Raw genomic sequence first — 23,835 nt, forward strand, 5'->3', positions numbered from 1 at the left:
CCTCAGGTACGTAGTGCATTGAAATCGTACGTTAGTCAATCGCCAACAATCAAACATTTTAATGTTAGTTCATTAAATTTTCTAATTTTGATATTTTCCCTAGAATGATAAGCAATGAATCCAGCACACTTGCCAGCCAACGAGAAAGACCGATTAGCCTCACTTCAATCACTTGACATTCTTGACACTTCTCCTGAAGCTGAATTTGATGCTTTGGTGAGAGTTGCATCTTCCATTTGCGGTGTGCCTATTTCATTGATCAGCCTGGTTGATATAGAGCGCCAATGGTTCAAGGCAAATATTGGGTTACCTGGTGTATCGGAAACACCGCGCGATATCGCTTTCTGCGCGCATGCGATTCTAGGGGATGAGGTATTTGAGGTATCAGATGCAAAGCAAGACGTGCGTTTTGCTGACAATCCCCTGGTTGCGGGTAATCCTGATATCAGGTTTTATGCTGGTGCACCGATCATCTTAAGTGATGGGAATCGTGTTGGCACCCTATGTGTTATTGATCGTCAGCCAAAATATTTAGATGAAAAGCAGCGTGAAAATCTGCAATGTTTGGCTCTCGCTGCCGCAGCGGCTCTGGAAGGGCGGCGCGCAGTACGTCAATACCAACAAGCGGCACTTGATTTGCAGGCCAGTGAAAATCACTTACGCCAGATCTATCATACAACTCCCACGATGCTGCATTCGATTGATGTGAACGGAAGATTGATTGTTGTAAGCAATACGTGGTTGCTTAAACTCGGTTATAGCCGCGACGAGGTGTTGGGACATTTATCTTCAGAATATCTGACCCCTGAGTCACAAGAACATGCCAAAAATATTGTAATACCAGAATTCTTTAAAACTGGACGATGCGATAACATTGCCTATCAAATGGTGGCCAAAGATGGCTCAATACTTGATGTCTTGCTTTCGGCCATTCTCGAATACGATGCAAATGGACAGCCACGCAGTAGTGTTGCTGTAATCGAAGACGTGACTCAACGACGCATCGTTGAGCATAAGCTGCAACAAAAGCGTCAACGGTTAGCACACATCATTGATAGTACCCAATTGGGAACGTGGGAGTGGAATGTTCAGACAGGAGAAGTGATTTTTAATGACCGATGGGCTGAAATTATTGGTTATTCCTTAGAGAATTTTTATCCTCTGTCAATCCAAACCTGGGTCGATACTGTACATCCGGATGACTTAAAGGTGTCGGAAGCATTACTTGAACGACATTTTGCAGATATTAACGTGCGCTACGAGTGTGAAATTCGAATGCGTCACCGGGATGGACACTTAGTACTGGTGCGTAGTCATGGTCGTGTCATGACGTGGACTGCCGATGGCAAACCTGAATGGATGTTTGGCACACACGAAGACATCACGGAACGCAATGCGGAAAAAGTCGCATTGCAAGAAGCGAAAGAGCGAATATCTCTGGCGACAGACTCTGGTCGCATTGGCATTTGGGATTGGGATATTTTAAGCAATACCTTGGCCTGGGATGAATGGATGTATCGCTTGCATGGTTTGACTCCGAGGCAAGATGCTGCCCCTTTTGAGTTATGGTCACGAAGCCTTCATCAAGAGGATCGTAAGAACGCAGAATTAGCCTTGCGGGAAGCGGTCTCTGGACGTAGTGTTTTTGCTACAGAATTTCGTATCGTTTGGCCCGATGGTTCTATTCATCATATCTGTAGTACGGGTCGCGTCACGTGTGATGAATCGGGACGCCCATTACGTATGGTTGGTGCTAATTGGGATGTTACCGAATCTCGAAGCTTGACTGCCGATTTGGCAGAGCAACGTGAGCTGTTAGAAGTGACCTTGCGTTCGATTGGTGATGCGGTCATCACGACCGATGATAGGGGACAAGTTACCTGGCTTAACCCAGTTGCTGAGCGAATGACTGGCTGGCTTGTGGCTGAGGCGATAGGAAGACCACTGGGTCAAGTTTTTCATATCGTTAACGAGGAAACGCGCAAAGCTACTGAGAATCCAGTCTTGGTCTGTCTAGAGCAAGGTAAGATAGTGGGATTGGCTAACCACACTGTACTGATGTCGCGTAATGGAGAGGAGTACGGTATTGAAGATTCTGCGGCGCCTATTCGCAATACAACTGGCGATCTTTTAGGTGTCGTGCTGGTATTTCATGACGTGACGGAGCAACGACGTCTATCCGGTGAAATGAGTTATCGCGCAACCCATGATGCACTGACAGGACTTGTCAATCGAGCGGAATTTGAAAATCGGCTTCGTCGCGTTTTGCAAAAAGCACACGATGAAAGAAGTCAGCATTTCTTACTCTACATTGATCTTGATCAATTCAAACTGGTTAATGACTCTTGCGGACATACGGTTGGTGATCAACTTTTGCAGCAGGTAGCGAAATTATTATTATCTGCAATACGGGAACGAGATACGCTTGCGCGACTAGGTGGGGACGAGTTTGCGATTATTTTAGAACACTGTGCTGATGATCCAGCACAACGGGTCGCGCAACAAATTTGCGAGAAAATGGATGATTTTCGCTTTATGCATGATGGCAGACGTTTCCGGATCGGGGCTAGTATCGGTTTGGTTCCCGTTGATAATCGGTGGTCAACCATCGAATCAATCATGAAAGCGGCAGATACCTCTTGTTATGCCGCAAAAGAGGCTGGACGTAACAGAGTACATGTCTGGTTTGATTCTGATCTGGCGATGCGGACACGGCATGGCGAAATGAAATGGACCGATCGTATCGGGCAGGCACTCGATGAAGACCTTTTCGTGCTCTATGCGCAACATATTTCACCGATAGGCTTTTCATCCAAAGGGCTGCATGCAGAAGTACTTTTGCGGATGGTCGACAGTGATGGCTCTCTCGTGCTGCCAGGTGCTTTTATGCCAGCTGCAGAACGGTTTCATCTGGCCTCACGCATTGACCGCTGGGTCCTTATGCATGCCATAGATTGGCTTAAATCATTGCCGTCGATCGACGACATTGAGAATCTCAGCATCAATCTTTCTGGTCAATCCGTTGGCGACCGCGCTTTTCATCGATGGGCGCTCGAAAAAATGAATGAGGCAGGTAAAGAGATTTGTCATAAATTGTGCATCGAGATAACAGAAACGGCGGTGGTAACCAATCTTGCAGACGCTGCTATATTTATCGAGCAGGCACACACGGCAGGAATCAAGATAGCATTGGACGACTTTGGTGCAGGTGCATCTTCGTTCGGCTATTTAAAATCATTGTCTGTCGATTTCTTAAAAATAGATGGTCAATTTATCCGTGATTTAGCGAAGGATCAGTTGAATGTGGCAGCTGTTCGCTGCTTTGTTGAAGTTTCTAAGGCCGTGGGTGTTAAAACTGTTGCTGAGTTTGTCGAGACGCAGGACAATTTCGACCGGCTACGTGCGATTGGTGTCGATTATGCGCAAGGATATTTAATGCACAGACCATCGCCGCTTGACGAAATAATGGTGTCGAAAATAAACATTGATTAGAAATGACAAAAATTACAGCTTTCTTTCTCAAAATAATCTGCTTAAATGGGTCGCAACCACTTTACTCAAATACAAAGACACACCTGGCTTGATTAGTTTTCTTGCTCTTAGTCGAAATTCGACTAAGCGCCATGCGCAGGCAATCATCCTCTGACCTTGGGTGGCTCCTATCTTAGCAGTCATCGGTCAGTGGGGACAGTATTAAAACAGGAGAAATAGTAAGTTTATTTGTCGAGGTTTCTAGAACTCATTTCATAAATAGGATGAGTGCGAACAAGACGATTTGGGATGCAGTGCAAGGCCTTTGGTGTGTACCCTGTGCAGCTAAGGCTGGTGCCTTTGCAAGCGGCACAACGCTGCAATGCGCCCAAATCGTCAGTTCCCGGAGGGTTTGTCTCATAACGTGGACTGCGTTGGACTCGTTATCAATAGCACCGCTATTGACTGCCTCGTCCCCTTGCAGGGCGCATGTGCGCTGGTAAGCGCACATCGTACGCAGGCGTGCAGAATGCTGCACGAAACCCCTGCTTTACCCTTGCCAGCCCACGTTATGAGGCAAACGCATCTCACCCTATTTATGAAATGAGTTCTAGGGGCTGTTAACATTCAACAAATCCAAAGGTAAGCAAATACAAGATTGATAAAGGAAAGGAAGTTTCTATCCAATTTTTCATACCGTGTTGCAAGTCTACGGAATTGCTTTATGCGATTGAAAAAACGTTCAACAATATTTCTATCTTTGTATAAGTGGCGGTCATATTCACGCTGCACCAGTCTGTTTTTCTTTGGCGGAATAACGGCCAGCATCCCGTTAGCATGAATGTAATCCACAAAAACATTCGAGTCATAACCTTTGTCAGCCAATATCGCTTTCGCCTGAAAGCCTTTAATCAATGGCAAACCTTGATTCATATCGGATCCCTCTCCCCCTGTCAGTAACCAACGCACAGGATTGCCAAGCGCATCCACCGCGACGTGTATCTTGCTGGTCAGGCCGCCGCGTGAACGTCCTATCGCTTGACGCCCTTCTTTTTTGCAGCACCTGAAGCATGTTGATGTGCTCTCACCACCGTACTATCAATCATCAATGCTTCCATATCCCGATCGCCGCTCACTGCTTCCACTATTTCTTGCCATACACCTGCTTCACCCCAGCGCTTAAAGCGCGTATAAGTCGTATGCCAATTCCCTAATTCCGCTGGTAAATCACGCCAGGGTGAACTGGTGCGCACTATCCATAACACAGCTTCAACAAATTGACGATTATTCTCCCCTGACCGACCAGGATCACCCACTTTTCCCGGCAACAAGGCTTCTATTTTCTCCCATTGATCATCTCTTAACATCTTGCGGTCGCCTTGCATTTCGGTATCCCGTTTTTTCAATACCGTATGTAAACACATTTTCTTGAATGTTAACAGCCCCTAGTACGGGTGTATGGCTTTTTGAAGAGAGTGCAGAAAAAATCTGCAGTCTTTTTTTGTATCGGTTTAACACGGCTTTACAAATTCACGTCCCATATTGGACCAAGGTCCAATATCTCAGAACGAAGTAACATCATAAGATAATGCTCATGAGAAACAAATCTACATGGATAGCAGTCATTGATCACGACGCAGCAACGCGGGAGGCGTTAGTCAATCTGTTGGAAACAATGGAGTTAAAGGCGTTGAGTTTTAGCTCTGGTTACCTGTTCATAGCCAGCCTGCCCTTTACACAGCCTGACTGCATCATTCTGGATTTGCACATGCCTTATATGTCCGGCTTTACGATCATGTCCAAGCTCGAGCAACTGGCGAAAAAAATTCCAGTAATCGTCTTGACCAGACACGAACTGACAGAAGATTTTAAACAGGCTTGCTTGTCGAACGCTATTGCAGTTTTACAAAAACCTGTGAGTGATCAAGCTTTAAGCAAGGCAATTAAAAAGGCCCTCAATCACGAAACGCCTGGCTTGCCAGGGTCCAGGCTGGCAATTTGAACGAAGACCAAATCATTTATTAAAGAACTGGTACTTTCATGGAATTCCATCATGCGTAATAATTTTCCCGTCACCAATCAAGAACAAAGTGCGGGCATAGAACAAGTCACTCAGACAAGCACGAAAATGGACGACATTACTCAGCAAAATGCAACCCTTGTTGAACAGGCGGCAGCCTCGACTGAGCGCTCGAAAACCCAGGCGATTAGCCTTAGAGAACTGGTAAATGCATTTACACTGGTGAAAAGCGATAAATCTTCAGTGGTGGCAAGACATGTCACTTCGGAGATGACGGCCTACATAGACGAAAAAAAAAGAATATCTGAGCAAATAAGTCAGATACTCATTGCCAATCAAAGCTGAATTTCACGTTTACATGACTGAACGGGAATTAATGGACTGACAAACCGGGGGGAAGGACGCAAATACGGCGAACACAAGTCCCATCGTTGACGTTATCATACAGAAAATGCCCTGCAGCAAAGATGTAGGGCATCACTGGATTTACGATAACCACACAGCAGGCCGGGAGATTCATGGGATTCTTCGATTTATTCAAGTCCAAGCCATCGACGCACAAATTTGCCCAGATCGTCATCAAGTATGCACGCAACAAGGGCATCGCCCAGACCATGCATTTTGATGAAGCGGAGTTCCGCCTGGTGGCTGGTGAAAATGGCTCGCACATCCTGAACCTGCACAATGCCTACCGTGATTATTGTGCTGCGGCCAAAAGCCAGCGTGACCATGTGCTGCTGAAGTACACCGCAGGTCTGCAGGTGAATGGCATACCCGAGGATTTTGCCAGTGCCAGCAAACATCTGATGCCCAGTCTCAAACCCTGCGGCCAGGGTGAATACCTGCGCCTGACTTCGCTGATGCAGGACAAGTCCATGTCTTATCAGCAGGCTGCCCTGCCCTTTGGCGACGATGCCATGCTGATGCTGGCTTACGATACCGAACATTCGATGGCGCTGGTCAACCAGAGTAATTATGAAAGCTGGAACATCAGCCTGGAAGATGCCCTGAAAGTGGCACTGGATAATTTGCGTGACCGCACTGAAGACAAGTTTGTCAATCTTGGTGAAGGTGTCGTCGCCGGGGTGTGGGAAGATGCCTATGACTCTTCACGCATACTGTTGCCCGACCTGATTTATCGCGCCGGTTGCGGCAGTGACCCGGTATTGATGGTGCCCACCCGTGGCAGGTTATTGCTCTGCAATGCCAATTCCAGCACCTCGCAATTAGCGATGCTGGAGCATGCACAATCCTGCATGGAACAGGAAGGCCGGGTAGTCTCAGCCGGTATGTACAAACTCAGGGATGGCAAGGCAGTCAGTTATCTACCTGAAAATGCCGATGTACTTGACCGCCTGAAAAACCTGCTGACTGCACAAAGGGCAGAAGATTATGGCTCGCAAAAAGAATTGCTCGAAGCCCTGCATGACAAGACCGGGGAAGATATTTTTGTCGCCAGCTATACCGTACTCAAGAACAATGACACCGACAAACTGACTTCACTCTCGACCTGGACCCGGGGTGTAGTATCGCTGCTGCCTAAAACCGACCTGGTCGCCATGGTGATCCCTGGAAGCCAGGAGGGTGAATACACCAGCAAGATACTGAGCTGGGATGACTTGTGCAGCACGGCAGGCGAGCTCATGCAAAAGAAGGAAGGCTATCCTGAACGCTATCTGGTATCAGAGTTTCCGGCACAGGACAAGCTGGATGCGGCGACGGAATCGACTTTATAAGACAGCACACAAGCGTTTTATGGATCATGGCAATTTGCAGGGTGCGTCTTGCGCATCGATAGATTTGCCATGTAGCGATAAACGGTGCGCACGGCGCACCCTGGCCTATGCAATTTAACCTGCTTTCATATTTCACTTTTGCTGAAGCTCCTCTATGAAAATGTATATCCTCGTCAAAGAAGACGTTCCTCTTGGCTTTGCAATGGTGGCGGTGGCCCATGCATCCCTGGCGGGCTATCTGCGCTTTCAGGATACACCTGAAGTCAAAGCATGGCTGGCCGGGCCATTTTTTAAAGCGGTATGTCGTGTCAATGCCAAAGAATTTGACAATGCCAAACTGGTTGAAGATCATGTAGTGTTGACAGAATCTGCGCTTGATCACCGGGAAGTTGCGATTGTGTTCAAGCCGCGCGAAGAATGGCCGAAGATGTTCAGGTTTTTGAAGTTGTACCGTGATTTGCCTGCACAAAAAAATTTGGATAAGCTTTGAGAAGTGCGCAGGGCGCACCCTACCCCAATTTTTCAGCGGCAAAAATCGCGTTGAAACGCAGTCGGTCTTTTCAAGGTTTAAACCACAATTCCGGCCTGTTCAAAGGCATTTTCTCCGGGTTCAGCAAAGGGTTGCGCAAGCTGATGATGGTGCGGGATTTGAGGTTGATGTTTTTGATCGTGGCTTGCTGGTAGCGCTGGAATATTTTTTCAAAGCTGCCATTTTTGATCATTTCTTCCAGGCCGTTCTGTATGTCTTCTGCCATTTTTGGTTCGCGCGGGCTGACAAAGAAGTACAGGGCAGCTGGATAATACAGAGCGATATGCTTGTCGATGACCAGTTTTTGACCTGGGCGGCCATCGAGTTCTACCTGCACTTCAAAAACAGAACGCGGGAAATAATCAAAGCGCCCCGCCTTGAGCATATTGAACAGTGGTTCGTAGGATGCCGAAGTTTTTAGCGGCAGGCCATTGCTTTTCAATATAGGCCCATCGGGCCAGTCCAGCTCTTGCCCGGCAGTGAAGGCCGCCAGGTCCTTGAGGTTTTTGACATCCTTGAAGATATTCGTATTCGCCTCTGTCAGCAGAGCAATGCGCCAGCCTATCAGGCCCTTGTCGATGGGGATGCGGATGGGGATTAGCTGCGCCTCCCTCTCATCTGTGGTCATGGTCCACAGGATATCGACATTCCCCTTCACCGAGCTCAGCTCATAGATACCGCGCGCCTGTTGCATGGGGGCCTCACTTGCTTGCAACTGATAAGGCTGACCACTAGCCTTGATCGCCAGCCTTAACACTTCCAGTACATAGTCACTATGCGGATCAAGTTGCGTGGACAGACGTGGATAGCGTATGAGCTTGCCTGCATTGCTGCTGACATTACTGGAATTGCTGGCAACATCACTGGCGTGCGCCGGGTACAAGCAGCCCATGATCATCCAAAGCAGTATCAGCAGTCTAGGCAATTTCATCTGATATCCTGGTAAAAAGGTTTGCAGTAAGGCTGGTGCCACATTTAAGTGTAATGCGCACTGCCCAGTCTGTGTCAAGAATCCGCAGGCGAATTACAACTTCATCCCGCAGATTGACAGGAAGCAGACAAAATACAGGGACTTGCATTAAGGAGAATGACTGGCCCGATGGATTGCAGCTTGGCGGGCTCTCAATCCGGACTTGCTTTTTATCGGCGTATTTTCCCATTCAATCCCTGCTTTTTGCACTTTGTCTTATCCCTGATGTAAATAGTTTGTCACCTGTTTATAGTGCCAGCCAGTCATCCACGCAATTATTGTCGGGCATTGCCTGCCATTGATGGGTCTGGCTGACGCAGACTATACTCACAACAAAATCCATGGGGATATTTATGACAACTGCAGAAATCACCACCAGCCTGGACAAGCCAGTCTGGCATCAAAAACTTTTGCAATACACCATCGTCAAATTCCTGCTGGCGGTACTCATCGTCGGTGGCGTGCAATTTGTTTCCCGCAAGGCCATGTCACATTTCCTGGGCGGGCCGGACTGGGTGGTATTTCGCAATATCACAGCCATGCTGCTGGGCTGGCTGAGCTATGCTTTCTATGTACGCGTCATAGAAAAACGCAAGGCGACTGAGCTGGCCTTATTTTCTGCCTGGAAAGAATGGCTGATCGGCCTGGTGCTGGGCGCCATGTTGTTTGTGCTGGTGCTGGGTAGTTTGTCCTTGCTGGGTGTATTTCATGTCGATGGCTATAATGACCCGAGGCTGATGCTCAAATACCTGCCCATCTTTGTGGTAGTAGCGGTCATGGAGGAGCTGTTTTTTCGCGCCATGATCTTTCGCATGATGGAAGAATCCCTGGGCAGTGCCGTCGCCATCCTGATCTCTGCCCTGGCCTTTGGTTTTGCCCATGCGTCCAACCCGGGTGCCACTGTCTTCAGTTCAATTGCGATTGCGCTGGAAGCGGGTATCGCATTTGGCGCAGCCTATATGCTGACTCGTCGCCTGGCGCTGTGCATCGCCATGCATTTTTCCTGGAACTTTACCCAGGGTGCGGTGTTTTCTGTTGCGGTATCAGGCACAGACAGCAAGGGCTGGCTGCAAACCCATATGACAGGTTCTGAATGGCTCAGCGGTGGTGCTTTTGGGGCAGAAGCTTCAGTGCTCGCGGTTTTTCTGGCGACCTTGATGGGTGTGGTATTCCTGTACCTGGCCTGGAAGAAGGGTGAAGTCAAATCAGGCTTCTGGAAAAAACCGCGCCAGCTTGCGGCGGCATGATATCTGCGCTGTAGCCAAGTCGCCAATACCGTCACCAGCACCAGTCTGGTGATGTGCCTTTGCGAGAAGATGGGCGTGGCTCATTCAGCTAGCAAAGTAGCGCTCCACACGCCTTACCAGGCGAGGTTTCTCAACCATTCGCTTGACTAAAAGATGGAGTGACACGCCCTGATACACAGTCTTGCGACTTGTTCGGTAGCCCATGACTTTGCAGGTTGAATATCAAAAACTTCTGTTCGCCAGATGGTGCTATGCAAAAATTCATGAGCCTGAATGTGGGTATTCCGGTGTCATGACATAACCTGATCAGCGAAACAGGGCAAAGCAGCCAGGTTTACATTGAGGCCATGCCTGGCAGTTTCTACCAGCGCTTGTGCAAAAAATGCTCATGTGAATGCAAGTGTGAGCAAATGAAAATCTGTTTTTGCTGGAGTGAGCAAGCTGTTATTGTAAAACCTTGAACAGCCCGCAGGAAATATATGCCCGACATCACCCACCAGCAAGCCCTCGACAAACTGGCCGCCCATCAATTGGTGCAGGTCATAGAAGATGATGTCGCCAGCCTGACATCGACTGCCATGAGCTATGCCAAACATGATCAGCAACTGACCGTGGCTGGCTATGTGTTGCCCAAACTGCTGGCGCGCTGGAATTGTGTGCTCAACGCCAGTGACGATGAAGCCACGCCCTTGTACAGGGACAAGACTGCACTGGCACTGGCGCTGCTCTTACACAAGCACGGCATGACCGAGGCAGCCATTACCGTGTCTGCGCTGCAGGCGATAGACAACTTGAATGCAGCAGTGGCACTCAGCGATGCTTTTTTCAGAAATACCGATGCCATCAAGGCCTTGCTGAACAGCCCTGCCCAGGCTTTGAAAAAGCGGCCATCGACGAGAGACAGCCTGACATTCCTGCGGGCGCAGGATGTCATTGCCATCAGACTGGAAGAGTATTATTACGCCGCCTATGTGCATGAGATCAATGGCTTTAATGAATACCCCATTATCGAGTTTTACCGGACGCGCTTTGAGCACAGGCCGGACATGGCCGCCTTGCAGGGATGCACAGCACAAGGTGAGACCTATAATGATGGCAAGACACGCATTTCATTACATGCAGTCTGTGGCATGCGCCATGTGCCTGACCCGGCTAACCAGTTCCACCTGATTGCCACGGGCATTACTGACAAACCTGACCAGAGCCACCTGGTTGCGTCGGTAGGCCTGTATGCAATGAGTGACTTGTTCAGGCTGCAGGCCATGATGCGAAAAACCGGTAACTGATTCAGATCGCCGGCTCACTGGTATTGCGCAAAACGCGCGGCGAAAGTTTCCAGCTCTATTCTTGCGGCATTGGTGACGAAGGACACGGTGTGATAGCTGCCCACCAGGCTGATGATTTCGAGTAGTTGCGCCTGGCTGAAATGCTGTTCCAGATTTGCCCATAACGCATCCGTGATGCTTGATGTTTCATGCAAATCATCGACGACTTTGAGCAATAGCATTTCGCTGGCTGACAAAGCGCTTGATGCTGGCGCATCGCAGAGCGTGGCAGCAATGTCTTCCCTGCTCAAGCCTGCCCTGGCGGCAAACAGGGTGACATGTACCCCCCATTCATATTCCGAACCACAGCGGGCACAGGTGCGCAGGATGATCAGTTCGCGCTCCCGCAAGGATATCTCGCCCTTGTCCAGCAGATTGCCGGCAAACATGCGCAGCAAGACACGCTTGTTATGCGCCTGGGTACGGAATAGCGCCAAGGGCGGCATGCCGGGTGGCATGATGCGGGCAAGAGCCTGCTCTAGGTCAATATCAAAAGGTGGCTCCAGTGGGGCAATTCTTGGCATGTCCATCGTATTCTCCTGAAAAATTCGCCATGAAATAGGGGCCAATGCCAACAAGGCATCACCCGGTGTTAAAATTCACAAACCGCTACGCTATCAGTAGCAAACAGCATACCGCTACATTTAATGTAGCACAAGGAAAAAATATGACGACACCAAAACCAGGGCAGGCAGTACGGGGATCGCAGACTGGTCGCCCCATCATGGCCTTACTGGATTTGCTGGGCCGCCGCTGGACTTTGCGCATGATCTGGGAATTGCGGGGCGAGCCGATGAGTTTTCGTGAATTGCGTGATCGCTGCGACGCCATGTCGCCCACCGTGCTCAACCAGCGCCTGCGCGAACTGCGCGAAACCCGCATCGTCGAGATGGGTGCTGCTGGCGGTTACAGCCTCAGCCCATCAGGCTTGAACCTGGTCAAGGCAATGCTGCCCTTGCTGGCCTGGTCAGAAGAATGGCAGCAGATGCTGGACGATGTCCAGCAGCAGTGCTGATTTCACCTGTGCAGAGCAAGATGATTTACACTAACACCCTCAATAGCAAACCTGAGCCGTCCGCCTGCAAGCCTCTCATCATCCATGTACAAATCCACACTCCTCGCTCCCCTGCTCTGCTCTCTGCTCTCAGCCCATGCCCTGAATGCGAATGCTAATGCTAATGCCATTGCCACAGCAGTCACCGCACCAGCCAAACCTGCTGCCACAGCCGCACCGGATGTCGGCGCAGCCGCCTTCAGAGAGGGTAATTTTGCCCTGGCCTTCCAGGACTGGAGTACCCGGGCAGCAAGCGGCGAAGCCGCAGCCCAGCATAATCTGGGCACCCTGTACCTGAGCGGCAAAGGGCCAGACAAGGATGAAGCCAAGGCCATGGAGTGGTTTAGCAAGGCTGCTGCTTCTGGCTATGCCAGTTCACAATTCAACCTGGCAGAAGGCTATCGCCTGGGCATAGGTGTAGAAAAAGACATGGCGCAAGCCATCTCCTGGTATCAAAAAGCTGCTGCGCAAGGTCTGGCCAGCGCCCAGGTCACCCTGGGTATTTGCCTTGAAATGGGCCTGGGTGTGCCCAAGGATATGGAGCAGGCCAACAAGTTGTACCGGGCTGCCGCCGACCAGCATGATGCAGAAGCCCAGTTCCGCCTGGCGCGCATTTTTGCGCTGGGCCTGGGTACCGAGGTCAACCAGCGCGTCGCCAATATCTATGCGGCGCAGGCTGCCAACCAGGGTCACCCGCAGGCACAGACTTATCTGGCTACCCAGTACCTGTCCGGTGCCAGCATGCCACGCGATGTCAATCTCGCCATCCACCTGCTGGCACAGGCTGCCCGCCAGGGTCACGCACGGGCGTTTGCCTGGCTGGGCAATATCTATAGCGAAGGCAATGGCATTGCCGCCGACCTGCCCCGCGCCTACCTGTATTTCTCTATCGCCGACAGGCTCGATACCGCCAAGGAAATGCAGGACATGCCCAACAAACAAAAGCTGGGCCTGGCCTTCCGACTGAAGACAGAAGAAATACAGCAAGCCATGACACTGGCCAGCGAATGGAAGCTCGGCAATCTGCCACCGAGGCTGGTCTTGCCGGTCTTGAACACGAATCAAGCCAAACCCGAGATTTATCGGGGTGAAGTTTATTATCTAAAAAACTAAGCAAAAATTTTCCAGATAGATCATGCCAGCATCAGCATCACTATTTCGCCTTCGCTCGTTCAATTCATTCAATTCATTCAATTCATTCGTATTGTGCAGTAGCGTTGCCGCCCTCGCCAGTGTCTTAATGCTGAGTACGGCGCTGGCGCAAAATACCGCACCGGTGCCGGCATCAGCTGCAACGGCATCTGCGTCCACCACACCGGTCACTGGCATCAATGATGGCCCGTATGCGTTCTACCAGTCGCCGAACCAGCCCGACAAGGGCGGCCTGGATGTGAACTGGATATGCAATGACCAATTGCAAAAGCAAAACTTCAGCACTTCTGCCAACATCAGCCTGCCCCCAGCTTGCGGTTATCCGCAGGCATTGACGATACGTCCGGCTGAAACTGCCTTTCCTGCGACCATCAAATTCAAGGCCGACAAGCTCGCTGCCATTAGTGACATCCACGGCCAGTTTGACCTCATGCTCAAGCTCTTGCAGGCCAATGGCATCATCAACCAGGACTGGCGATGGACCTATGGCAAAGGCCATCTCGTCATCGCCGGTGATGTACTGGACCGTGGCCCGAAGGTCACTGAATCCCTGTGGCTATTGTATGCACTCGAAGCCCAGGCCAGCGCCGCCGGTGGTGGCGTGCACCTGCTGCTGGGTAATCATGAAGCTATCTCCATGGCAGGCGACGTGCGTTACCTGAATAAAAAATATGCTGCCGTCGCCCAGCACCTGAGTGTCAGTTATCAGCAAATGTTTGATAACAGCAGCGTGCTCGGTCGCTGGCTGCGCAGCAAACCTGTGATCGTGCAGGTCAATGACATGCTCTTCATGCATGGCGGCCTGCATCCCGATCATCAAAGCCTCAACATGAGTCTGCAACAGATCAATGAAAAATACCGCAGCACGCTGGGTTTGAGCAAAGCACAAATCAAGACTGACGATGTACTGAGCTGGCTGTACGGCAGCATAGGGCCGTTATGGTACCGTGGCTATTTCAATGCACCCAAATTACCCCTTGCCGACCTTGATAAGATGCTGCAGCAACTCAAGCTCGAACGCATCGTCGTTGGCCACACCACCATGGATGGTGTGTATTCCCACTACCAGGGCAAAGTCATCTCCATCGATTCCGGCATAAAAGGCGGCGTCAAGGGTGAGATGCTGTTCTGGGATAAAGGCCAGCTTAGCAAGGCAGGCGTGGATGGGCAAAAAGTTGCAGTGCCGGATGCGACGGAAAAGCGCAAGGATGCGGGCGATTGACTCAGCATCAAAACTACCCATACCAAAGCCATACTCTTTGACGTAGGGCGCATTGTAATGCACCGCATGTTTGCTTAATCAACAGATCGCCCTCATTTCACGATCCCATGCGGCGTATTACAATACGCCCTACGATATTCAAATAGCTGAAAGACCGAATAATTTCACTAAAACCGTTGCTGGATAATCACCCCATTAATATTTTTTTCACCACCGCACAAATCTCATCCACATCCACCACCGTTAAACCCACATGCAAAGGCAGGGTCACAGTCTCGCGGGCGATGCGTTCTGCATTGGGGAACATACCCTCGCCATAGCCAAAACTCTTGCCCACGGTAGTCGTGTGACAAGCTTCATAAGAAACGCCCGTACCTATACCTGCATCATGCAGCGCCGCACGGAAGCTGCTGCGGGTGTGGCCAAAGTTTTCGTAAGGGATGAGTACGCAAAACATATTCCAGGTCTGCTCTGGCTGGTCCTGCGGTGGCAGCACGACACCAGGTAGCTGCGGGAAGCTGGCGAAATAGCGATCCGCCAGCACCTGGCGCTGGGCCATGAAGTCGTCGAACTGTGTCAGTTGATGCAGGCCTATCACGGCTGATACATCCGACATATTGAACTTGCCGCTGGCCTCTACCACATCACGGGTCTGGTCTGGCAGTTTGACGATGCCGTGAAAGCGCAGTACATCTACCCGCTGTGCCTCAGCCTCATCGTTCACGACAATCGCACCACCTTCTATGGTGGTCATGTTTTTGTTTGGATGGAAGCTGAAGATGGCGATGTCGCCAAATGAGCCTACGGGTTTTCCCTTCCACTTCGAACCCTGCACCAGTGCTGCATCTTCTATGACGCGCAGTTTGTACTTCTTGGCCAGTGCATACAGCGCATCCATATCACCAAGTGCACCAGGGAAATGCGTAGGCATAATGGCTTTGGTTTTAGGTGTGATGGCTGCTTCGACCTGGGCCAGGTCAATGGCGCGGGTGACCAGGTCACAATCGACAAATATGGGTTTGGCACCGCATTTAACGATCATGTTCATGGCCGAGAAAAAAGTCTGCGCAGACGTAATGACTTCATCGCCTTCACCTATATTGCACAGTGCCAGCGCCACCTCCATCGCACCTGTGGCCGAGGTCAGCAACCTGGTGGGGCGATGTCCAAAAGTTGCTGATAGCGCCTGTTCCAGTTCACCGACCCTGGGGCCAGTCGTAATCCAGTTGGAACGCAGCACATCTACCACGGCCTGTATGCTGGCTTCTGATAATTGTGGCTGGGCGAATTTGCGGTATGCGGATGAGGTCATGGCGAAAATTGTAGGCTGAAAATGAAAGCCTATTGTAGCTGAAGATTTTTTTAAACAGCTTTGCGCCAGCAAATCAATCAGACTGAGCTCCCTGAAAACAGCTTCAACCTCGCACTGGCAGCCACCAGCAACATCGCCACACCCAGCCCTGCAAAAGCCATGTTGAGGCTGATGGCATGGGCAACAAATCCTATCAGCGCCGGGCCAGCCAGCACACCGGCATAGCCTATGGTGGTGATGGCGCCAATGGCCAGGCTGGCAGGCATGGCATTTTGCTTGCCTGCGGCGCTGAACAAGATAGGCACGATATTTGATGCACCTATGCCTATCAAAATAAAGCCCAGGATGGCAATGACTGCTGAGCTGGCCAGTACAGCGGCAAAAAAACCCAGCGCCGCACACACGCCCCCAGCCAGCATGACCAGCTTGCCACCCAGGCGCGCCACTACGCGGTCACCCGTCAGGCGGCCCAATGTCATGGCGACCGAAAATGCGGCATAGCCTATACCGCCCTGCCCGGCATCCAGCCCGCGCCCGGCGGTCAGCAATAATGCGCCCCAGTCGAGCAAGGCACCTTCAGCCAGGAAGACCACGAAACACAGGACACCGATGAAAATCACTGCACCATGCGGTATCACAAATTGCGGGCCATCACGCTCGGATGCTTCGAGTTCATGCAGCAGATTCGGGCTGGCAATCAGCAACATCAATGCGACCAGCAAACTCAGGCAGATACTGGCGGCCAGGACAGGCATGTTCAACCATAACAGCAAGGCCATGGTACCCGCGCCGAGAAAACCACCGGCACTGAACATGCCATGAAAGCCGGACATCAACGCGGCACCGCTGTTCTTCTCAACAATCACGGCCTGTATATTCATCGCCACATCGAGAGTGCCTACTGAAGCCCCGAACAAAAGGAGCGTCAGACCAAACAGCAAGGGACTACTGACGACAGCGAGGCAAGGCAGGATCAGGCAAGTCAATGCACCTGCCGTCAAGATCACGGGCCGGCAGCCAAAGCGTGCAGTCAGCATGCCTGTCACAGGCATGGCACACAAAGAGCCACCACCGAGACACAGCAAGAGCAGACCCAGTGCAGCTTCATCAAGGCCCAGCCTGTCTTTGGCATACGGCACCAGTGGCGCCCATGCAGAAACAACCAGGCCAGCGGCGAGGAAAGCGAGGCGGGTGGAGAGACGGTGTGCCGAGTCAGTTTTATTGATGGGGACTACTTTATTTGATATCAAACTCATGGCAATATCATGTCCCCAAATTTATTCGGAGGACAAAGATATCTCCCATCGCCACCCAGCCCATATTCAGCAAAAGCAGCTTTAATTGCCGATTTCAATTCTTCCAGCTTTGCAGGCTTCATATTCACATGTTCAGCAAAATAAATTGTCTGTGAATCCCTCGTTTTTATGTGCAGGACATGCATGACTTTCTTGAAGAAGAAATAATATTTATTTTCTTCCGACATGCTGACTGGCGGCGCAGAAAACAGATAAGTATCGTTTTCTCTGTCTATGACCCATTTTCTTGGCACGCCATCGTTAAAATAACCTCCTCTCATCTGCAACCATCGCGTCTTTCTAAAGTCATTGGCGAGATCACTAAAAATCTTGTCTTGGTCAGGCTTGGAAATTTCTTCCATTACGTAATTCATTTTTTTCTTCACTGTCTGCAAATGCAATTTTCGTTATCAATATACAGCTTGGTAGGGTGGGCCATTCGCACCGAAATCTCGCCTCGCTTGGGATTTTAAAACGGTGCGCATGGCGCACCCTACCCAAGATTCATGGCTCTGGCCTGGCCCATTTCCTTTCTATGGCCGCATACACACCATTTGCCTTGATCTGGCGCAGGCCCTGATCAAGGGCGTTTGCATAGCGCTGTGATTCCGGGCGGCGCTTGGAAAAACTTACATACAGACTGTCTTCCAGCAGGATGCCGGTTTGCTGGATTTTCCCCTTGAACTCATCCGGGTGTATGCTGCTCAGGTAATCAGCAATACGGGTATAGATGAGAGAGTAGTCAGAACGCCCAAGCAGGAGTTTGCGCAAGCTGGATAAATCACTGGGTGCAGCTTCACGGACTATGCGCGCATCGTTTTCAAATGCGCTGCCATAGGTATAACCATGAGTCACACCGATCACATATTTATGCAATTCCTGCACATTGATCTTGCTGACTCTTGATTGCGGGCTGTCTGTTCTGGCATAGATGCCGACGCTGGCCTTGAAGATGGCTTCCTTGTGGAAGATGAAATCCGGCTCCAGTGCAGTATCTTTGAGGCTGTCGAAACAACCAAGCTCCTGCCCGCTTTTGACCAGCATCAGGCAGCGTGAATATGGGGTGGCAATAAAGCGCACATCAATATTCACCGCCGCATAGGCAGCCTTGATGACATCGACGGCAAAGCCCCGGTTCTTGCCATCCTTGAGGGCAGAATACGGGTACCAGCTATCCTCACCGATGAGCGTGATGGTTTCTGCCTTGCCATCGGTGCTGCCTGCGCATGCGAGACAGCACAACAGGAGACAGAGCAAGTTATACAAGGATTTTTTAAGAAACACTGCGCGTATTCTGAAATATTGGAAACGAAACCACTTTCATAAGTGTGCCACACATTCTCCAGGCAGATGCTGATCAAGGGCAGTCATTAAGTAGTAATACCAATCATGCTATGCATGTGGATATACGGATATATTCGTTTTAATATAAATATATTCTTGATATTTTTCGGTCTTCATTCATACCTGAGAAGACCCATGCATCAAAAAAACTATCCCCGCAAAGCTGCAAGCCAACCCGCGCTGAAACCCCTTGCAGCCTGTTTACTGGCGCTCTTTTACAGCCAGACCCTGAGTAATTCTGCCTTTGCTCAAACGGCAGAAGGCAAACCGGAAGCCGTCGTCATCACCGGTTCACGAATACCCCGCGCCAGCCTGGAAGGCCCCGCCGCGGTGACCATCATCACCGCAGAAGAAATCACCAGGCAAGGCTACAAAAATGTCTATGATGCGATCAATAACGCGGTACAAAACTCTGGCTTTACCCAGGGCGAAGACTTTGGTAATACCTTCACGCCGTCTGCCAACACCATCAGCCTGCGCGGTCTGGGGCCTAACCATACCCTGATCCTGCTTGATGGCAGACGCATGGCTGATTTCCCTATCGCTTATGAGGGCACGGTCAATTTTACCAACCTGGCGAATATCCCGTCGAATATTGTAGAGCGCATAGAAATCCTGAATGGCGGTGCGTCGGCAATTTATGGTTCTGATGCGATTGCCGGTGTGGTCAATATCATCCTTAAAAAACAAAGCCAGGGCTATAACCTGAATGTCAAACTCGGTGATACCGACCGCGGCGGCGGCAGCAACAAGCGCGTGCAATTCTCTGGCACCGCCAATGTCGATCAGTTGCGCAGCCTGTTCAGCCTGGAGTATAGCGAACGTGAACCGCTGCGTGCGACCCAGCGTGATTTCATGGCGACCCGCAGCACACCGAGCGCGACGCTCTACCGCAAGGATATGAAATCTGGCAAATACCTCGACCTGGGTGATGCCTGTAGCCAGCTCAGCGATTTTTTTGAAGGCACGCAGATCAGCTATAAAACCAGCAAGGGCAGCTATTGCGCGAGCCCGCGCCTGAGCCCCATGCACTGGACAGTGCAGACCAAGAACCAGAGCCTGAATTTTTTCTCCAGCAGCAACCTGGATTTGAACGCAGACACTACCCTGTTCGCCGATATCCTGCTGGGCAAAAACAAGACAGAAAACGATACCCGCTCGCCAAGCTGGGTATCGTCTTCGACCAACCAGAGCTATTTCTGGAACAAGAACAGCAATACCTATGAAGCCTGGAGCAAGGTATTCGCACCCGAAGAAATCAATGGCGTGAACCGCTTCAACCGCCTGTGGGATGACCAGTCTGCCGGTATCAATCTCGGCATCAAAGGCGTCATTCCTGGCACGCAATGGAATTATGAGGCAGCGTATAGCGCTTCTGCTTACCGCAGCGAGAACGTGGCACCGCGCACACTGGCCAATATAGACCAGTTTTTCCTGGGCCCCAAGCTGGGTGTGGACGCCGCAGGCATCGCCATCTATGCACCTGATCCAAAACGCCTGACGCAAAGACTGACACCGGCAGAATTTGACCAGATCACCTCGGCATCTCGCAGCTCAGACAGTTCACGCACGCAAACACTGAGCCTGGCAGTCAATACAGAGCTATGGAAGCTGCCCGCAGGCGCGGTCAAGACTGCCGCCATTGCAGAGATAGGCCGCCAGAGTTTTGATAACCTGCCTGATCCCAAGATCAACCAGGGCGTGTTCAATACCGTCACCAAATCAGATGATGTGCGTGGCTCGCGCCAGCGTTATGCACTCGGTGCAGAAGTCTATGTGCCGCTTCTCAAGGAAGTCACCGCCAGCCTGGCTGGCCGCTATGATGATTATCACTTCGCTGGCCGCAAGGATGGCAAGCTGACCTATAACGGCGGCTTGGAGATTCGCCCGACTTCCGAGCTTTTATTCCGCGCCAATTACGCCACCAGCTTCCGCGCGCCGGACATGAACTACATCTTCAAGGCGCGTGGCACTGGCTATTATTCCAGCACCACTGACTATTACCGCTGCAAGGCTGAAGGCCAGGAACTCAAGGATTGCGATTATGCAAATTACTCACCAGGTGCCAACTACGTGCAGTTTGGCAGCCCTGACCTGAAGTCAGAAAAAGGCAAATCCTTTGGCCTTGGTGTGGTCTGGTCACCCAGCAATCAGTTTGATGTCTCGCTTGATTACTGGAACATCAAGATCAGCGACATGGTCGTCAACCTCAGTGCCGACCAGCTCTTGCGCGATGAAGCTGATTGCCGCACCGGCAAACGCGATATAGGTTCCAGCCTGTGTGCTGATACCATCAACCGTATCAAGCGCTACCCCAAAGATGCGTTGAGCCATGCCGGTGAAATACAGGAGATTTGGGTCAATCCCATCAATGCGGCTTATCAGGCCACCAGTGGCATCGACATCAGTGGCAAGTATCAGCTCAAAACCAGTGCTTATGGCAGCTTCATCGTCAAGGCCAATTACAGCAAGACCCTGAGCAAAAAATCCAAGCAGTTTGAAGGCGATGCCCTGTATGATGATTTGGCCGACCTTGGCAACACCGACTGGCGCGACAAGCTCATCACCAGCGTCAATTGGGTAAAAGGAGATTTTTCCAATACCCTGACAATCACGCGCTATGGCAAGATACCAAATGGCTCTGGCCAGTATTACCTGTCACCGACAGGCATCGCCAACTGGAGCACAGTCTATCAGGCCAATAAAAACCTGAGCGTATCCGTCATCGTCAACAATGTCTTGAACAAGATCAAGTATGACTATAGCGGTGGCTGGCCCAACTACCCGGTCGGTTCATTCAGCCCGCTTGGCCGCCAGGGCTGGGTGGAAGTCAATTACAAGTTTGGTGCATGATGATTTAGTAGTTATTGCTACTCTCCGGCCTGGAGAGTAGCAATTGCTGGCTGATGTACATTTCCCCGTCAATCCCCCACTGGCACTCTGCTACTGACATGCTGCATGGCTACCCATGATGCAAGCACCTCCAAAGATAGACCGTCCACACGGTTGGCCTTATAAATATCGCATGCTGTAATGATGCATGGAACTCTGGACAATTTCGCACTATCAATGCTATAAACATAAGGAATATTTAGTATTGCACAGCGCAACGCTTGAATTTTCCTGAAGCAACTAATTGATGCACTCAATCTGAATGGGCAGTAGTGAGGCGAGTGATTAAAGTAATGTATTTCTACATTCTTTTTCCAGCCTCGCCTGACTCGGATCAGCATGCACTATCACGGTCAAATTGCAAATGTTAACGGTAAAAACTGACACTGTATCAAGAAGAAAAGTGCTGAAATGGACGGCGTCTATACTGACTATTCTTTTACAAACACAAATGGGAAGCCTCGCCATGGCAGCAGAAGATGATGTTTTGAAATTCGATTCACACGATCTGAATATCCAGGTCTACAGTGCTGGCGATTTACGGCTTGTTTATGCGGGCTTGCCACACGAACTCGCATTTGGTGAAACGGCCAGAGAAAAAACTCCTGCAGATGCCACTCGCTACCCTGGCTTCACCTCCGGTATATATCCGACCTTTGCCAGTCTGGTAGAAATGGAATGGCGCTCAAAAGATGGTAGCAAGTTTACACACACACTTGATCTGGACAGCATTTTCAAAGACAGGAAAGTACTGCATGATGAAAATCCAGCCGATATTTATAAGCCTGCTCCAATATTAGGTCGTCGCCCCACCATCATTATTGAGGTGGATGACAGGACTGTGAATGTGTACATGTTCACCCCTATACAGTTGATTCCCAAAGACCCCAATGCATTGCGCCGTGACAGACGTGATCATCGGATCCTTGCGTATTCCAAAACATTTTGACTGACTAAATCATGGCAAAGACCGCAGGCAATGATGGCGTAGATGTGAAGGTTGCAACACCAGAACATCTCGACACTTACACCAAAGCGCAAGCCCAAGTAGACAATTTCAAAGTGCCGGGTTTGTACGACTCTGCAGATCCTAACGCCAGAGTTTTCGTTGCACTATTTGATGGCACGGGTAACGATGCAATTAATGATCCGGCTCATATAACCAATGTAGGGACTCTCAACAAGCAACTTGAAAATATCAGCAGGAACAACCCTCATATAACAGGTCAATATATTGCAGGTCCGGGAACCCAAACCGGAGCGATGAGAACACTTGATGGTGCACTAGGCGTAACTTACAACGAGCGCATTGAAAGCATGTATGAAAAGTTCCAATTGCAGTGCGAAAACTGGCTCCAGGAAAACCCTAATGCCAAAATCAGTGTCGTTTCCGTCGGTTTTAGCCGTGGTGCTGAACAGGCTGCTGGCTTTTCCCGCATTGTCGCCGAACGTGGTGTCCAGGATATTCAATCCCAGGTTAATCATCCTGCAAGCAATGATGCTGACCAGTCAAATATCACTTATGCAGCTCCCCCGTTAGTCAAAGGCGACACCATACCGCAAGCCCTGGGTTTGTTTGATCCTGTTGCCACCGGCGTGCCCTCAATGAATGACAGAAGACCGCCAGATACTGTGATTACGGGTATCCAGATCCGTGCTGCGGATGAGCGAAGGCTGCAATTTCCGGCAACCAATTATAGCTATGACGGCTTGTCTGCGGACGGTAGATTCTTGAAGGTCATGGTCGCCGGTGCGCACAGTGATATTGGCGGTGGCTATGAAAAGAATGGCCTGCCTTACCGTAATTTCAATATGATGTCGCAGTTTCTGAATGGCACGCTGGGCGACAATCTCATCAAGAAACTTGATGTTCCTGCAGACCCTGGCATGAGCGTAATACATGATTCATCACAGCATAAAGTGTACTGGATCAAGATGTCAGAACGCGGGGAAAGTAATAGCCTGGATTTATTCGGTAAAAAAATGGAGCCCATGAACCCGGCAATGGAGCAGTATGCAAAAAATGCCAAAGCCCTGGGTACCCAAACGAATAGTGTGGACGACATCAGGCTGGGCAGCAAGGACGCCGCCAGGCCCTTGCCAGCCACGACACAGGAGTGCAAGAATGGCGCCAAACCAGCGGTAGATACCGGCTTGCTGACGGTTGCCGACAGCCCTTCCAGCCGCATGCTGGCGCAATTCAGGGAAGTGCCTCGGGCACCGACGCAGCCCAAGTTGTAGGAATGTCGCCTTCATCTGGCCACAT

The 23,835-nt window shown here is 50.5% G+C and carries 20 protein-coding genes; 13 read left to right on the forward strand and 7 right to left on the reverse strand.

Translation table 11 applies throughout. The annotated features are described in order from the left end of the window. Window positions 1–114: 114 nt before the first annotated feature. Window positions 115–3,492 carry an EAL domain-containing protein gene (locus tag UNDKW_RS22420; RefSeq protein WP_162060532.1) on the forward strand — a complete coding sequence of 1,126 codons (3,378 nt, stop codon included), beginning with the start codon at window positions 115–117 and terminating at the stop codon, window positions 3,490–3,492. Window positions 3,493–4,098: 606 nt separating this feature from the next. On the opposite strand, the gene UNDKW_RS22425 is transcribed toward UNDKW_RS22420, so the two are convergent. Continuing rightward, a protein-coding gene (locus UNDKW_RS22425) for an IS5 family transposase (protein WP_370529047.1) occupies window positions 4,099–4,856 on the reverse strand; the annotation gives its coding sequence in 2 pieces (ribosomal slippage) (window positions 4,099–4,527 and window positions 4,530–4,856; 756 coding nt in all). 209 nt (window positions 4,857–5,065) lie between these two features. On the opposite strand from UNDKW_RS22425, the gene UNDKW_RS22430 reads away from it, so the two are divergent. From UNDKW_RS22430 to UNDKW_RS22445, 4 genes are all read left to right on the forward strand, one after another. Then, entirely contained in the window at window positions 5,066–5,473 is a 408-nt protein-coding gene (locus tag UNDKW_RS22430; protein ID WP_162060534.1) for a response regulator transcription factor, read from the forward strand. Window positions 5,474–5,524: 51 nt separating this feature from the next. After that, window positions 5,525–5,836: a hypothetical protein gene (locus tag UNDKW_RS30145; RefSeq protein WP_197892979.1), complete on the forward strand. Its 312-nt coding sequence runs from the start codon at window positions 5,525–5,527 to the stop codon at window positions 5,834–5,836. A 173-nt stretch (window positions 5,837–6,009) separates the two neighbouring features. Continuing rightward, window positions 6,010–7,227 (forward strand): hypothetical protein, encoded by a 1,218-nt coding sequence (locus UNDKW_RS22440; RefSeq protein WP_162060535.1) that lies wholly within the window; start codon window positions 6,010–6,012, stop codon window positions 7,225–7,227. A gap of 154 nt (window positions 7,228–7,381) precedes the next feature. Continuing rightward, window positions 7,382–7,717, forward strand: a complete 336-nt coding sequence (locus UNDKW_RS22445; protein WP_162060536.1) for a hypothetical protein — start codon at window positions 7,382–7,384, stop codon at window positions 7,715–7,717. 70 nt (window positions 7,718–7,787) lie between these two features. Here UNDKW_RS22445 and UNDKW_RS22450 read toward each other — a convergent pair whose 3' ends face one another. After that, window positions 7,788–8,687 (reverse strand): ABC transporter substrate-binding protein, encoded by a 900-nt coding sequence (locus tag UNDKW_RS22450; protein WP_197892982.1) that lies wholly within the window; start codon window positions 8,685–8,687, stop codon window positions 7,788–7,790. A 392-nt stretch (window positions 8,688–9,079) separates the two neighbouring features. On the opposite strand from UNDKW_RS22450, the gene UNDKW_RS22455 reads away from it, so the two are divergent. Both UNDKW_RS22455 and UNDKW_RS22460 read left to right on the forward strand, forming a co-directional pair. After that, window positions 9,080–9,973, forward strand: a complete 894-nt coding sequence (locus UNDKW_RS22455; RefSeq protein WP_162060537.1) for a CPBP family intramembrane glutamic endopeptidase — start codon at window positions 9,080–9,082, stop codon at window positions 9,971–9,973. A 479-nt stretch (window positions 9,974–10,452) separates the two neighbouring features. Next, window positions 10,453–11,259 (forward strand): hypothetical protein, encoded by an 807-nt coding sequence (locus UNDKW_RS22460; RefSeq protein WP_162060538.1) that lies wholly within the window; start codon window positions 10,453–10,455, stop codon window positions 11,257–11,259. Between the two features lie 14 nt (window positions 11,260–11,273). Here UNDKW_RS22460 and UNDKW_RS22465 read toward each other — a convergent pair whose 3' ends face one another. After that, a complete protein-coding gene (locus UNDKW_RS22465) occupies window positions 11,274–11,828 on the reverse strand; it encodes a carboxymuconolactone decarboxylase family protein (protein WP_162060539.1) in 555 nt (184 codons plus the stop codon). A gap of 137 nt (window positions 11,829–11,965) precedes the next feature. Here UNDKW_RS22465 and UNDKW_RS22470 point away from each other — a divergent pair, with 137 nt between their 5' ends. From UNDKW_RS22470 to UNDKW_RS22480, 3 genes are all read left to right on the forward strand, one after another. After that, window positions 11,966–12,313, forward strand: coding sequence for a helix-turn-helix domain-containing protein (locus UNDKW_RS22470; RefSeq protein ID WP_162060540.1), 348 nt, complete (start codon window positions 11,966–11,968; stop codon window positions 12,311–12,313). An 84-nt stretch (window positions 12,314–12,397) separates the two neighbouring features. Beyond that, window positions 12,398–13,465: a tetratricopeptide repeat protein gene (locus UNDKW_RS22475; RefSeq protein ID WP_162060541.1), complete on the forward strand. Its 1,068-nt coding sequence runs from the start codon at window positions 12,398–12,400 to the stop codon at window positions 13,463–13,465. Window positions 13,466–13,487: 22 nt separating this feature from the next. Further along, entirely contained in the window at window positions 13,488–14,726 is a 1,239-nt protein-coding gene (locus UNDKW_RS22480; protein WP_162060542.1) for a metallophosphoesterase, read from the forward strand. A 187-nt stretch (window positions 14,727–14,913) separates the two neighbouring features. On the opposite strand, the gene UNDKW_RS22485 is transcribed toward UNDKW_RS22480, so the two are convergent. From UNDKW_RS22485 to UNDKW_RS22500, 4 genes are all read right to left on the reverse strand, one after another. Then, the gene (locus tag UNDKW_RS22485; protein WP_162060543.1) at window positions 14,914–16,038 is read right to left on the reverse strand and encodes a DegT/DnrJ/EryC1/StrS aminotransferase family protein; all 1,125 of its coding nucleotides are present in this window, start codon (window positions 16,036–16,038) and stop codon (window positions 14,914–14,916) included. A 77-nt stretch (window positions 16,039–16,115) separates the two neighbouring features. After that, window positions 16,116–17,294: an MFS transporter gene (locus UNDKW_RS22490; protein ID WP_162060544.1), complete on the reverse strand. Its 1,179-nt coding sequence runs from the start codon at window positions 17,292–17,294 to the stop codon at window positions 16,116–16,118. Continuing rightward, complete coding sequence (locus tag UNDKW_RS22495; RefSeq protein ID WP_162060545.1) at window positions 17,291–17,695, reverse strand: hypothetical protein; 405 nt, start codon at window positions 17,693–17,695, stop codon at window positions 17,291–17,293. Before UNDKW_RS22495 ends, UNDKW_RS22490 begins: the two co-directional genes overlap by 4 nt. A 142-nt stretch (window positions 17,696–17,837) precedes the next feature. Continuing rightward, window positions 17,838–18,617, reverse strand: coding sequence for an ABC transporter substrate-binding protein (locus UNDKW_RS22500; protein WP_162060546.1), 780 nt, complete (start codon window positions 18,615–18,617; stop codon window positions 17,838–17,840). Between the two features lie 195 nt (window positions 18,618–18,812). Between UNDKW_RS22500 and UNDKW_RS22505 the strand changes: the two genes are divergently transcribed. The 3 genes from UNDKW_RS22505 to UNDKW_RS22515 all read left to right on the forward strand — a co-directional run bounded on the left by UNDKW_RS22505 (window position 18,813) and on the right by UNDKW_RS22515 (window position 23,810). Next, window positions 18,813–21,530: a TonB-dependent siderophore receptor gene (locus UNDKW_RS22505; RefSeq protein ID WP_162060547.1), complete on the forward strand. Its 2,718-nt coding sequence runs from the start codon at window positions 18,813–18,815 to the stop codon at window positions 21,528–21,530. 505 nt (window positions 21,531–22,035) lie between these two features. Further along, window positions 22,036–22,518, forward strand: a complete 483-nt coding sequence (locus UNDKW_RS22510) for a hypothetical protein (RefSeq protein ID WP_162060548.1) — start codon at window positions 22,036–22,038, stop codon at window positions 22,516–22,518. 11 nt (window positions 22,519–22,529) lie between these two features. After that, entirely contained in the window at window positions 22,530–23,810 is a 1,281-nt protein-coding gene (locus tag UNDKW_RS22515) for a DUF2235 domain-containing protein (protein WP_162060549.1), read from the forward strand. The last annotated feature ends 25 nt before the right edge of the window (window positions 23,811–23,835 follow it).

It is taken from the genome of Undibacterium sp. KW1 (assembly GCF_009937955.1).
Lineage (GTDB): Bacteria > Pseudomonadota > Gammaproteobacteria > Burkholderiales > Burkholderiaceae_D > Undibacterium.